11 protein-coding genes are annotated in these 13,887 nt (G+C 36.6%); 7 read left to right on the plus strand and 4 right to left on the minus strand.

Annotated elements, in window-relative coordinates; translation table 11 throughout:
* Positions 1 to 18 precede the first annotated feature (18 nt).
* From ACEN25_RS02795 to ACEN25_RS02805, 3 genes are read right to left on the minus strand one after another with little or no spacing between them, the layout of a single operon-like run.
* Positions 19 to 1,287: a beta-ketoacyl-[acyl-carrier-protein] synthase family protein gene (locus ACEN25_RS02795; protein WP_441801550.1), complete on the minus strand. Its 1,269-nt coding sequence runs from the start codon at positions 1,285 to 1,287 to the stop codon at positions 19 to 21.
* Positions 1,287 to 1,730: a 3-hydroxyacyl-ACP dehydratase FabZ family protein gene (locus ACEN25_RS02800; protein ID WP_441801551.1), complete on the minus strand. Its 444-nt coding sequence runs from the start codon at positions 1,728 to 1,730 to the stop codon at positions 1,287 to 1,289. Before ACEN25_RS02800 ends, ACEN25_RS02795 begins: the two co-directional genes overlap by 1 nt.
* 4 nt (positions 1,731 to 1,734) lie before the next feature.
* Positions 1,735 to 4,137 (minus strand): zinc-dependent metalloprotease, encoded by a 2,403-nt coding sequence (locus ACEN25_RS02805; protein ID WP_441801552.1) that lies wholly within the window; start codon positions 4,135 to 4,137, stop codon positions 1,735 to 1,737.
* Between the two features lie 192 nt (positions 4,138 to 4,329).
* Here ACEN25_RS02805 and ACEN25_RS02810 point away from each other — a divergent pair, with 192 nt between their 5' ends.
* The 6 genes from ACEN25_RS02810 to ACEN25_RS02835 all read left to right on the plus strand — a co-directional run bounded on the left by ACEN25_RS02810 (position 4,330) and on the right by ACEN25_RS02835 (position 11,947).
* Complete coding sequence (locus ACEN25_RS02810; RefSeq protein ID WP_441801553.1) at positions 4,330 to 5,793, plus strand: circularly permuted type 2 ATP-grasp protein; 1,464 nt, start codon at positions 4,330 to 4,332, stop codon at positions 5,791 to 5,793.
* A 53-nt stretch (positions 5,794 to 5,846) separates the two neighbouring features.
* On the plus strand, positions 5,847 to 6,791 hold the full coding sequence (locus tag ACEN25_RS02815) for an alpha-E domain-containing protein (RefSeq protein WP_441801554.1): 945 nt from the start codon (positions 5,847 to 5,849) through the stop codon (positions 6,789 to 6,791).
* A 60-nt stretch (positions 6,792 to 6,851) separates the two neighbouring features.
* Positions 6,852 to 7,841, plus strand: a complete 990-nt coding sequence (locus tag ACEN25_RS02820) for a transglutaminase-like domain-containing protein (RefSeq protein ID WP_441801555.1) — start codon at positions 6,852 to 6,854, stop codon at positions 7,839 to 7,841.
* A 57-nt stretch (positions 7,842 to 7,898) separates the two neighbouring features.
* The gene (prfB, locus tag ACEN25_RS02825; protein ID WP_441801556.1) at positions 7,899 to 9,005 is read left to right on the plus strand and encodes a peptide chain release factor 2; all 1,107 of its coding nucleotides are present in this window, start codon (positions 7,899 to 7,901) and stop codon (positions 9,003 to 9,005) included.
* A gap of 1 nt (position 9,006) precedes the next feature.
* Positions 9,007 to 9,351: an arsenate reductase (glutaredoxin) gene (gene arsC, locus ACEN25_RS02830; RefSeq protein ID WP_441801557.1), complete on the plus strand. Its 345-nt coding sequence runs from the start codon at positions 9,007 to 9,009 to the stop codon at positions 9,349 to 9,351.
* An 88-nt stretch (positions 9,352 to 9,439) separates the two neighbouring features.
* Positions 9,440 to 11,947, plus strand: a complete 2,508-nt coding sequence (locus ACEN25_RS02835) for a TonB-dependent receptor domain-containing protein (protein WP_441801558.1) — start codon at positions 9,440 to 9,442, stop codon at positions 11,945 to 11,947.
* Positions 11,948 to 12,137: 190 nt separating this feature from the next.
* Here ACEN25_RS02835 and ACEN25_RS02840 read toward each other — a convergent pair whose 3' ends face one another.
* Positions 12,138 to 12,308 carry a hypothetical protein gene (locus ACEN25_RS02840; RefSeq protein WP_441801559.1) on the minus strand — a complete coding sequence of 57 codons (171 nt, stop codon included), beginning with the start codon at positions 12,306 to 12,308 and terminating at the stop codon, positions 12,138 to 12,140.
* A gap of 147 nt (positions 12,309 to 12,455) precedes the next feature.
* On the opposite strand from ACEN25_RS02840, the gene fumC reads away from it, so the two are divergent.
* Positions 12,456 to 13,850: a class II fumarate hydratase gene (gene fumC / locus ACEN25_RS02845; RefSeq protein WP_441801560.1), complete on the plus strand. Its 1,395-nt coding sequence runs from the start codon at positions 12,456 to 12,458 to the stop codon at positions 13,848 to 13,850.
* Positions 13,851 to 13,887: the final 37 nt, after the last annotated feature.

Raw genomic sequence — 13,887 nt, forward strand, 5'->3', positions numbered from 1 at the left:
TTTTCCGCTTTAGCGAAATTATATTTTTTTAAAAATAAGACAACAGTTCACATCCCCAAAGCCGAAACTCGCTTTTGCCAAAATATTAAACTCAAGATTCATTCGGGTTTTTGGAATACGGGTTTCAGAAATTGTTTTAAGAATTTCTGGATTAACCTGTTGCAGATTTATATTCGGAAACAAAAACTGATGCTTCAACTCCAATACCGAAGCAACGCATTCTATACTTCCGGAAGCTGCCAGACAATGGCCCGTCATTCCTTTTAAAGAGTTTATATAAGGAAAATCTGCCCCGCTACGTTCTAAAGCTTCGCTCCAGTTTCTAATTTCTAAATCATCTTTTGATGTTGCCGTCAAGTGACCATTAATTACTTCAACCTGGTCGCCGGTAATATCAGCATCTTTTAAAGCTTCAGAAATACAGCGTTTAACTGCAATAGGATTGGGTGCTGTCATAGAACCTTCGTGACGCTGACCGCCGCTGTTACTGTTTCCTCCCAGAATCTCTGCATAAATTTTTGCTCCTCGTTTTTGTGCACTTTCTAAGGTTTCCAGAACTAGCGCTCCTGCCCCACTGCCAGGCACAAAACCACTGGCGTCTGCTGCCATAGGTCGTGATGCCTGTGCAGGATTAGCATTGTACTTAGAAGGTAAAATACGTAGTGCATCAAAACCACACCACACATAAGGACCGCCGTCACTGGTACTTCCTGCTAGCATACGGGTTGCTTTTCCACTTTTTATGCGTTCGTATGCTAATAGAATCGCTTCGGTACCTGTTGAACAGGCAGATGAATTTGATGTTACCAAATTCCCAAGACCAAGCATACCGCCTAAATAAGCACTTACCCCACTACTCATGGTTTGCTGAACGCTTGTACTGCCCAGTCTACGGGTGTTGCCTTCATCAACTTTATAAATACTCTCCCTGTATTTATCTACTCCCAGTGTGCCTACTCCAAAGATGGTTCCGCTATCAAAATCACAGTGTTCATCATCTATTTTAAGACCGGCATCGTGCCAGGCTTCCATACCGGCAGCAACACCATATAAAATACCTGCTGCGTTAAAATTACGCAGTTGCAACGGTGTGAAATATTTAGATTTTACAGCCTCAGAAATGAGAGGCATCCCTCCTATCTGACAAGAAAAATTGAGCTTTTCTAATTCGCTGTAAAACCGAATTCCGCTTTTACCATGCTCTATTGCTTCTTTAAAAGCCGGGACACCTACACCATTAGGAGCGCAAACGCCTAAACCGGTAACTACTACTCTGGGAGTCTGCATTAATTTGATTTTAAAATTCCTGAAAATACACCGCTACATACGACATCACCAGCTGCATTAAGCATCTTAACTTTTGCCTTTAGTTTATGAAACCTAAAATACTCCAGTTCAGATACTACCGTAATTTTATCATTAGGAAAAACAGGTTTAAAAAATTGGGCGTTATTTTCGGTCATTGCCACGGTAGCGTTATTTTTAAGATCAATATTTTGTTCTCTAAGTTTATAAATGCCGAGGCTTACTAAGCCTATTTGCATCATACATTCTAAAAGAATAACGCCCGGTGTAACGGGATAATTTGGGAAATGTCCTTTATAAAAATCAGAATCTTCTGGAAATGTATAGATACCTTTTATGTGATTATCTGAAACTTCAGTTATCGTATCTACAAATAAAAAAGGTTTTGAGTACGGTAATTTTTCTACGAGTTCTTGGTATGTCACGATTTTAATTGTTTGTGCATAAATAGCTTCCTATGGGTGAACCATCAGGAATTTTAGGGGCTGAAACCGGCTTAAATTCTTCAGGATTTTTTATAAAGCGTGTAATTTCCTGACTCATATAGCGCTCGTTTGCATCGCCGGCATCTGCCATTTTTAAGGCTAAATCTGCTAAAATGGCCATTGTTTGTGCCTTAACCTGAGGTATAGCGTTTGTATTCACTGCAAGTTGTTTTAAATGTTCAAGCACTCGGTAATTGATTGTTTGTTGTACTTCGGAAAGATAGGAATCTCGTTGTCCGTTTTTAAAGGTAGCTTTCACTAAATCTTCTAAAATATCCTGATAAGAAGCTTGCTTAGAGTCCCAGGCGTGTTGAGCTACGATTCGGTTTGCACGTTCTGCATTCAGTAAAAAATCTAAGGTCATATCTGCAGCGGTTTCGGGAGCGCCCAGGGGATCAAAGGTTATCCCAGTATTACCTTTAAAACTTTCTCGATCTCTACCATAACCATACGCTCTGGGCGGAAATAAATCTAGTTTGTCTTTAGGTATTGCAAGATTTTTAGCATCTAAGGTCATTAGAACAGTTTCTAACGCAGCTTCCTGTTCTTCTTTTGACACAAGTTTTAGTACTTCTTGCTTGGCGTCACCCTTTACAGCATAATTATAACGCAAACCGCCGATGCTTTTAACTGCAGCTTCAGTCTGATATCTATGATAAAAATACAGGGGTACAAAAACATCTTCTAAAACAGATAGGGGTTCTCCGGTACGTATATTATCAATTCCGAAGTTTTCAATCGCTTTTTTCCGAAGTGCTAACACCTCACGTAATTCTGTGGAAGCATTAGCGCCATTATCCCATAAATGCGCATCAGGATGTGAGCCGGTTGCAGATCTTGAGTCACTATCTGTAATGAATCGTAAACCATCACGTTCTGCATTTTCTAGTAACGAATTTAAATACCACGATTCTGTCATTCCTTTAGCAATATCACTATAGCTATATGCCACAGTTACTTTATCCCAACGGCCAATACCTGTTGCATATGCATCGTTAAAATCTATTTTATCTGCATTTAAACGTATTGTAGGATGCGGATAATCCATCACTGAAGATCTATTGGTTACACTGGCGGCAAAATTATGCGCAAAGCCCAGCGTATGCCCTACCTCGTGAGCAGCAAGTTGTCTAATTCGGGCAATTGCCATTTCTAGCATAGGTTCATAATTCGCATCAGAATCTGCAAAGGGTTTATTCATAAGAGCCTGAGCAATCATAAAATCCTGTCTAATACGTAAGCTTCCCAGACTTACGTGACCTTTTAAGATTTCTCCGGTACGCGGATCAACTACACTGGCGCCGTAGCTCCATCCTCGGGTACTGCGATGTACCCATTGAATTACATTATATCTTAAATCTAGAGGATCTGCATCATCGGGAAGCATTTTTACTTGAAATGCATTTTTATAACCAATACTCGCAAAAGCCTGATCCCACCAGGATGCTCCTTCGAGTAAAGCAGACCTAACCGGCTCTGGAGTACCGGGGTCCAGGTAATAAATAATAGGTTCTACAGGTTCGCTAATCTCCAATTCAGGATTTTTCTTTTGGAGGCGATGTCTTATGATAAGTTTTTTATCTATGGCCTCCTGAACCGGAGATGCATAATCTTTAAACGAAATGTGAATCGCTCCCGATCGCGGATCGAATTTGCGGGTTTGATAACCAGCTTCGGGCAAGGCTACAAATGAATGGTGCTGAATAACTGATATTGATGAAGCATCAGGTGCAACAGATCGCAGGTTTCTTCCTTGAGGTTCTCCTTTAAAAGTAAGCAAGGCTTCAAATTCATTATTTTTAGGAAATGCCTTAGTATTTCTCATCGCAAGAGCGCTACGCTCTTTATCAAATTTATAGGTGCCCTCGTTATTTGATTTTAAACGTTGTGCGACGCCGTGTGCATCTTCCATTAAAAAAGGTGTTAAATCTATTATATAGGTGTCACCTTTAGTTTCTTTAATTTCAAAACCAAACAGAACCGATTTAGCAAAGGCTTCTTCTACAGATTCCCGCTCTGCCACATTACCTGTAATCGCTCTGTAATCCTGATTGGGCTGAATTAATAATAATTTATTACCTGCTTTAATAAATTTTACGATCGCTGTACCTCCCAGTTGACCACGGTCTAAACCAATATCATTAGATCCTAAACCACTTTTAAGTGCGTGAACATAGATAAATTCTTCCCCTACATTAGGTACTTCAAGATATATTTTATCTGATTGCTCATCGTAATGAAACGTGAAGAAGCCTTTTTGAGTTTGTATGTCTTTTAGTTTTTCTAAGAACTGCGCATGAGACACCGAAACAAAGACCAGGAGTGCGAGAGTAATTATATTTTTCATAAAAAGTATTGAACTCTAAAATTAGCCAAATAAATCAAAAACAAGTCTGCATTGGTATAATAAAGCCTATTGAAAGATTCCTAAAAATTTAATTAAAAACTGTTTTTATATGAATTAAAACCGGAATAATTAAGATTTAATTATAAGCGATTTACTATATAATTGCTATTTTAACATCAAAGAAATCAACCTATGTCAGAAACCCAACAATCTATTTTTGCTTCTTATGAAAAAGATACCAAATTTTACGATGAGATATTTGATGAAAAAGGCAATGTAAAAAAGGTATATCAAACCTTGTTTGATTTATACAGTGGCCATTCTAGTCAGGACTTCGCAAAATTAAACGAAAAAGCAAAAGCCTCTTTTTTTAATCAGGGAATTACCTTTCAGGTATATAATGATAAAGAAGCCAAGGAAAAAATATTTCCTTTTGATTTGTTTCCTCGTATTATAGGCCAAAAAGAGTGGGACGTCATAGAGCGTGGTGTTTTACAGCGTAGTAAAGCTCTAAACCACTTCATTTGGGACATTTATCACGATAAAAAAATAATTAAACAGGGCATTGTACCCTTAGATCTTATAAGTTCGTCTGCAAACTACCTGCATCAAATGATAGGTATAGATCCTCCGGGCGGCATTTACAATCACGTATCAGGAACCGATTTAATCAAACATTCTGATGGTAAGTATTATGTTCTTGAAGATAACATTCGCTGCCCCTCAGGGGTAAGTTACGTTATCTGTAATCGTACAGCTCTAAAGCGTGCACTCTTTGGTGTATTTAATCATTACAATGCACACACGGTTACAGATTATGCTCAGAATTTGTTAGAGATGATGGAGTCTGTTAAACCCCGTGGTGTTGATGAACCTAATTGTGTAGTTATCACTCCTGGAGTTTATAACTCAGCTTACTACGAACATTCGTATTTGGCAAAAGCTATGGGTGTAGAACTTGTAGAAGGTCGTGATCTATTTGTAGAAAATGATTTTGTGTATATGCAAACCATTCGTGGTCCACAACGAGTAGATGTAATTTACCGTCGTGTAGATGATCAATTTTTAGATCCTTTGGAGTTTAACCCTAAGTCTATGTTGGGCGTTCCGGGTTTGTTTTCGGCGTACAAAAATGGCAATGTATGTTTAGTAAATGCCCCAGGAACCGGCGTGGCAGATGATAAGGCTGTTTATACCTATATGCCTGAAATTATCAAGTATTATTTAGGCGAAGAACCCATATTGAATAATGTACATACATACCATTGCAGCAGACCCGATGAGATGAAATATGTCTTAGAAAATATAGACAAACTCGTGATTAAACCAGTTGATGAAGCCGGCGGTTATGGTATATCTATAGGAAATACACTTACTAAAGAGGAGATTGAAAAGGTAAAGAAAACCATATTAGCTGCACCAAGAAAATACATTGCACAACCTATTATGAGTCTTTCGGTGCATGCTACGTATATTGAAGATAGCCAGTCGTTTGAATCGAGACATGTAGATTTGAGAACTTATTGCTTGCTGGGAGCCAATAAAGATTTTGTTCTCAAAGGCGGTCTTACACGTGTAGCTCTGAAAAAAGGAAATTTAATTGTGAACTCCTCACAAGGAGGCGGTTCTAAAGATACCTGGGTTTTAAAAAGTTAGAATACCCACACACCTATACGCCAACTAATCATAATTAAGAAAAAACCAAACTTATGCTTGCACGAGTAGCAAATAACTTATTCTGGATGGGACGATATATTGAGCGTGCCGAACACCTTGCACGATACCTCAATGTTAATTACTTCTCTTCTTTAGACGCACCTAATGAAAAGTCTCAATCTCGTGAACTCGTACTTCATTCGTTGTTGTTTATGGCAAATGGTCCTGTTCCCGAAGGCTATGAACTTACCGAACAGAATGTATTTTATGATATGGGCCTCAATAAAGATGCTCCCTACTCTATTCTTAATTGTGTCAAATTTGCACGTGAAAATGCCAATGGAGCCCGGGATTTGATCTCTACAGAGCTCTATGAATCTCTGAATAAATTTTATCACTTCGTTTTAAACTATAATGCAGACTTCTTTGTAAAAAAGGGTTTGTATGATTTTTCAACTCAGGTAGCAGAATCTACAGCAGTTATACGTGGCAAAATAAGAGGAACCTTGCTACACGATGAAGTGTATGCGATAATTATGCTGGGTGTTAATATTGAGCGTGCAACGCAGGTTGTACGTATTATACAATCAAAATATTATGATGCTTTAAAATCACAAGGAAGTTATGGCGACAAGTTTAGTAAAAGTTATGAATGGGTAACGCTTCTAAAATGTATTGAATCGTATGATATGATGCGTAGATATTATAAAAAGACACCTACCAGCATAAGTACATTAGAGTTTTTAATACTTAATCGCGATTGTCCACGTTCTGTAATGAATAGTCTCGTACAGGTTAATAATCATATTAGTTTATTAAATCAAGAGAAACACCCTAAAAGTGATTCTGCTGCATTTTTAATTGGCAAAACACATGGTGAATACTGTTATAAGACTGTAGATAAGATTGAAGAAAACGTAGAATTGTTTATTGAAGAAATACAGGATACACTTATAGAAATTGCAAAAAAGATTGAAAACGAGTACTTTAAATATTAAATAAATATTTTTCTAAGTTTTAAATAGCTACTTTTACCCGTTACTAAAACCCCATACATTTTGGATTATATAATTAAATATAGAGCTGAAAATAAGTATGAAGCTCAGGTAAATGAGGCCCTTTGGCAATTTCTTATTAAACCGGAAGAATCTGAAGAACAAAGCATTCGCATGGCAGAATTTAAAAATTCTCTGGGAGCGGCATTAGAAGAAACTACAAATACTTACGGTTTTGAAATTGTACGTATACATCCTAAAAAACCGTTTTCAGAAATTACTTTTGAGGCAAATTATATCGTAAGTAAAACTGTCGTCAATCCATTTTCTGCATTAGATAGTTTTGTAAATCAGGAGCATTATACAACTATAGAAAATCTGGATTTTAAAATTAAACATGAACGTTTTTTAGGTTCAACAGACTTAACATTACTTTCCGCAGGAAATCTGCCATTTAAATTTTCAAAAGAGCAATCAATTTTTGACAATCTTCAAAATTTAAATAACTACATTTTTACCAATTTTACATTCAAACAAAAAGTTACATCTGTTACGACAACATTAAATGAATTTTTGCAACGTTCAGAAGGTGTTTGTCAGGATTTTACACATTTATTTATTGCTATTGCTCGTGCTAATAATATTCCTGCACGATATACTTCGGGGTATTTACATCAGGGTAATGGCTATATAGGAGATTCTCAAATGCACGCTTGGGCAGAATGCTACATTCCTGAAAAAGGCTGGCTTGGCTTTGACCCTACTAATGATTTAATTGCTTTAGAAAATCATATTAAAGTTGCTCACGGGAAAGATTATAATGACTGTGCTCCAATAAAAGGAATTATTTTTAGCAGTTCTGCTACAAATGAAACCGTTTATACTGTAGAAGTTATTTCACATAATGAAAGTGAACCAGATGTCATCCCACAGTCACAAGATATCGATCCCCTACCTTTTACTCAGCAAAAGGATATGCAATTGCAGTGGCAGCAACAGCAGCAACAGCAGCAGCAACAACAAAAACAGCAGCAAATACAGAAGCCTTACTAGTTACAGGTCATTTTATTTTGACAATAAAATAGTAACTTTCCCACAAACAGGTTAATCATGGTAACTAGCGATCAGATCAAAGATCTTGTGCAGCGCACTGATGCGCTAAAATTACATTTAGGTATAGATCAGAAACGAATAGAAATACAAAACGAAGAAGAAAAAACATTTGACCCTAATTTCTGGAACGATCCTAAAGAAGCCGAACTCTTTATGCGTGCGTTACGCGAAAAGAAAAAATGGGTAGAAGATTTTGAAAAGTCATTATCCTTAATAGAAGATTTAGGTGTTTTACTGGAATTCTACAAAGAAGGAGACGCCACAGAGATTGAAGTAGTAAAGCAATACGATACGGTAGTTAAACTTATAGAGGGTATGGAGTTTAAGAACATGCTTTCTGAAGAAGGTGATGATCTAAGTGCCGTTCTACAAATTACTGCAGGTGCCGGTGGTACCGAAAGTTGTGACTGGGCAGCAATGCTTATGCGTATGTATCTTATGTGGAGTGAGAAAAATGGATTCAAAATTAAAGAACTCAATTATCAGGAAGGTGATGTTGCCGGTGTAAAGACCGTAACACTTGAAATTGATGGACCATTTGCTTTTGGATGGTTAAAAGGAGATAATGGTGTACACAGACTGGTACGTATATCTCCGTTTGACAGTAATGGCAAACGCCACACCTCCTTTGCTTCGGTATATATTTATCCTTTAGTAGATGATACAATACAGATTGAGATAAATCCTGCCGATATTAGTTGGGACTTTGCAAGATCTTCTGGTGCCGGTGGTCAAAATGTGAACAAAGTAGAAACTAAAGCTATACTAACCCACCACCCTACCGGAATTATCATTCACAACAGTGAGACTCGTTCTCAGTTAGAAAACCGCGAGAAAGCGATGCAAATGCTTAAATCACAGTTGTATGAGATAGAACTGAAGAAAAGACAAGCGGCTCGTGATGAGATAGAATCTGAAAAGAAAAGTATTGAGTGGGGTTCACAAATACGCAACTATGTTTTACACCCGTATAAACTTGTAAAAGATGTACGTACAGGCGCAGAAACCGGAAATACAGATGCCGTATTAGATGGTGACATTGATCTATTTTTAAAAGCGTTCTTAATGATGAGCGGTCAAAAAGAAACCAGTAACGAATTATAATATGTTAAAAATATACCACAATCCGCGTTGTTCAAAAAGCAGACAGGGTCTTGCCTTACTAGAAGAATCAGGAAAAGAATTTGATGTTGTAAAATATTTAGAAGACACACCTTCTTATTTAGAACTTGCTGCAATCATAGGCAAATTAGGTATACAACCCATTGAACTCATAAGAAAAGGTGAAGCCTTGTGGAAAGAAAAGTTTAAAGGGAAAGTATATTCTGAAAAAGAATTAATTCAAATTATGGTAGAAAACCCAAAGCTAATTGAACGTCCTATTGTTATACTTGACAATGAAGCTGTTGTGGGTAGACCCCTAGAAAACATTAAGAACTTATTAAGATAAAACATTTTTCTTTTAACAGAAGTTTAACCACTATCACTTTAAACCTATTGCGTTATCATAGTCTAATTTGCGAAACCAAAAATTGATTATGAAAAATACGCTTACGCTATGCATGCTGTTGCTTTTTACAGCATTCACATTTGCACAATCCTCTTCTTCTAAATTTACCATTTCGGGTACAGTAGTAGATAAAGATGCCGGTATACCTCTCGAGTATGCTACTGTTACTGTAACAGATGCTAATAATTCAACAGATGTTGAAGGAGGAATCACAGACACATCTGGTTCTTTTAAAATTGAAGTTGCTCCCGGAAAGTACACGATTAAAATTGAGTACATCTCCTTTCAACCTTTAATTTTAAATAAGACCATAACCGGAAATCTTAATCTAGGTACCATTCAGTTAGAATTTGCAGCTTCAAATCTTGATGAAGTAACTGTAATTGCAGAAACGACTACTGTAGATATTCGGTTAGATAAAAAAATCTACAACATAGGTAAAGACCTAACCACCGCAGGTGGTACAGTAAGTGACGCCTTAAATAATGTGCCTTCGGTTACTGTAGATGTTGAAGGTGGCATAAGTCTTAGAGGAAATGAGAATGTGCGTATTCTTATTAACGGTAAACCTTCGGCAATAGCAGGTTTTGGAAACACAGATGTTCTACGTCAGCTTCCGGCAGATGCTATTGAGCGTGTTGAAGTAATTACTTCTCCTTCCGCAAGATATGATGCAGAAGGTACTGCGGGTATATTAAACATCATTTTACGTAAAGAAAAAACATTAGGATTTAATGGTTCAGTAAATACAAGCATTGGAAACCCTGATTTAGCAAGTGTTTCTGCTAACTTAAACTTACGTACCGAAAAATATAACATTTTTAATACTACAGGTTATCGATATTCAAGTTCTCCTGGTAATGGTTTTTTTGATACTAACTATTTATCTTCTGCAGACATAAACCCTACTTATGATCGCATAGTTGAAGACCGTGATATACAGCGTTTAAACAGAGGTTTTAATACCAATCTAGGTATTGAATACTATCTTAATGATAAATCCTCTTTAACTGCTTCTGTTTTTTATAGAAACGGTAATGATGTTGATGAGACGACAAACCTGACTCAAAGTTTTAGAGACGCTGCAAAAGTGCTTGAGACGACACGTGTAGAAAATCAAAAAGAAAAAGATAACAGCTACCAATTTTCATTAAACTATATCAATAAATTTAATGATGAAGGTCATCAATTAACAGCAGATTTTCAATATGAAAATTCTAAAGAAAATCAGAATACCAGGATTAATGAAGATATTACATTAGATACTGAAAATACAACGCCCATCATAGGTGAACGATTATTTACTGATGAGCAGCAAAAAGAATATTTAGTACAGGCAGATTATGTTTTACCCTTCTCTGAAGAATGGCAATTTGAAGCAGGATATCGCGGAAGTTTTCAAAATGAAATCACAGATTTTGCTGTAAACCAAGAACAAATTGCAAACACAAATAATTTTGTGCGCAATGACACCCTAAGTAATATATTTGATTACACAGAGAATGTAAATGCTGTCTATACCCAATTAGGTAGTAAATTTGGTAAAGTTTCTGTACTAGCCGGTTTACGCTTAGAAAATACACAGTTAAAAGGTAAAATAGGTTCTTCTCTAAATGAAGAACAGCTACAAGGCATTTTTGGTTTCCCAATTGATACAGACTTTGACAACAATTATTTAGGTCTATTCCCTACCCTAAATGTTACTTTAGAAATTGCAGAGCGTGAGAATTTCACTTTAGGGTACAACCGTCGTATCAATCGCCCGCGTGGTTGGTTTTTAAATCCATTCCCAGATAGAAGTAGTAGAAATAACGTATTTCAGGGAAATCCTAATTTACAACCTGCATTCTCTAATGCATATGATGTAGGATATTTAAAACGTTGGGATAAAGTGACATTAACTTCTTCTATTTACTACCAAAAAGAAAAAGCTTCATTTGAGCGCGTAGATGAGATTATTGAATTACAAGGTCAGGGAACTAATACAAATGGCAATACGGTAATACGTACTATTCCTATTAATCTATCAAGTAACGAGCGTATAGGTGCAGAATTAGGCCTGTTGTACAATCCTGCTAAATGGTTGCGATTAAATGGTAGCTTCAACTTTTTCCAGTTTAATACGGAAGGGTTTTTTAACGAAGTTGATTACAGCGCTAAAAACACAAGTTATTTTGCGCGTTTCAGCTCAAAAGTATCATTGCCTTTCAAAATCGATTGGCAAACCAATGCTAATTACAGAGGTGCTTCTCAAAATGCACAATCTGATACAGACGGTATTCTTTCAGTAGATTTAGCATTTAGCAAAGATGTTTTTGGTGATAACGGTACGGTATCTATGAACGTAAGCGATTTATTTAACGGCAGAAAACGTAATCAATTTACAACTAACGACTTCTTCACCAGAGATAGCGAATTTCAGTGGAGACAGCGTCAAATAAACTTATCGTTTGTTTACCGTTTTAATCAACGTAAAAATGAAAAACCTTCTCGCCAACAAAATACTGGTGACGATGAAGGGGATTTTCAAGGATAATTAAAGACAATACCTTTCATTCCTATTTATTAAAAGCCATCTTGAAAAAGATGGCTTTTTTACATTAATCTTTTCTAGAATATTTTTCGATAAATCTAAAAATTCTAAAATCCTTCAATTATCTATTTGATAAAATAAAAAAGCCCTGATTAATAAAAATCAGGGCTTTTAGTATGATAAAGGTGTAAATTTAATTCACACGTTCTGCTTTTTTCTTTTCACGTATTTCTTTCATACGCTCTACGAAAGCTCCACCTATCCAGTATGGAATAATAGAAACTAAAAATATCATTAACCAGAAACCTATAGTTAAAATGGTTAAAAACGCTAAGAAGCCTAAGTATTGATCAAATTCGAACATAATATGGTTTTTGTCTTGTTGCAAATTTAGCGATTATCTTACATAATATGCAACTCAAATTTGATTTTATAAAGAGATTTATAACTAGCCTTAACTGCAGTATTTAACAACAAACCATTATTTTTGTAAGACTACTAAAATAACCATATGGAATTCAGAATAGAGAAAGATACGCTGGGCGAAGTTAAAGTACCGGCAGAAAAAATCTGGGGCGCACAAACTGAGCGTTCTCGCAATAATTTTAAAATAGGAAATCCGGCGTCGATGCCTATTGAAATCATTTACGGCTTTGCTTATCTTAAAAAAGCAGCTGCTTATACTAATGCAGAATTAGGAGTTTTATCTGAAGAAAAAAGAGATCTTATTGCTCAGGTTTGTGATGAGATTCTTGAAGGTAAGCACGATGACCAATTTCCGCTGGTAATCTGGCAAACGGGTTCTGGGACTCAAAGTAATATGAATGTGAATGAGGTTATCGCTAACCGTGCTCATATACTTGCCGGTAAAACTTTAGGAGATGGTGAGAAAACTCTTCAAGCAAATGATGATGTAAATAAATCTCAGTCTTCAAACGATACCTTCCCAACAGGAATGCATATTGCCGCCTATAAAAAAGTGATGGAGGTCACCCTTCCGGGTGTTATTAAACTTAGAAATACGCTTAAGCAAAAGTCAGATGATTTTCGCGAAGTGGTTAAAATAGGTCGTACTCATTTAATGGATGCCACTCCCCTAACCCTGGGTCAGGAATTTTCGGGTTATGTATCTCAATTAGATCACGGTATAAAAGCTCTTGAACATACACTAGATCACCTTTCTGAGTTGGCTCTGGGTGGTACCGCAGTAGGTACGGGATTAAACACTCCTAAAGGGTATGACAAACTAGTCGCAGACTATATAGCTAAATTTACCGAACAGCCCTTTAAAACGGCAGACAACAAGTTTGAGGCGCTTGCAGCTCACGATGCAATTGTAGAATCTCACGGTGCACTTAAGCAACTTGCGGTGTCTTTAAATAAAATTGCAAATGATATAAGAATGCTTGCCAGTGGTCCACGTTCAGGAATTGGTGAAATAACTATTCCTGCAAATGAGCCGGGTTCTTCTATTATGCCGGGTAAAGTAAATCCTACCCAATGTGAAGCAATGACAATGGTTTGCGCTCAGGTGATAGGTAATGATATGGCGATTGCTGTTGGCGGTATGCAAGGTCAATACGAGTTAAATGTTTTTAAACCTGTAATGGCTGCAAACTTTTTACACAGTGCTCAACTTATAGGGGATGCATGTATTTCTTTTGAAGAACATTGCGCTGCAGGTATTGAACCAAATCACGCTCGCATTAAAACAATGCTTGATAACTCATTAATGCTTGTAACCGCCTTAAACACTAAAATAGGCTATTATAAAGCTGCGGAAATTGCAAATACAGCACACGATAATGGCACTACGCTCAAAGAAGAAGCCGTAAATCTAGGTTATGTTACCGCCGAAGAATTTGATGAATGGGTTAAACCTGAAGATATGGTAGGAGAACTTTAAATAAGTTAGCAAACATATTAATAGAAAAAAGGGAGAA

The organism is Leeuwenhoekiella sp. W20_SRS_FM14, from assembly GCF_052119605.1.
Taxonomy (GTDB): Bacteria; Bacteroidota; Bacteroidia; order Flavobacteriales; family Flavobacteriaceae; genus Leeuwenhoekiella.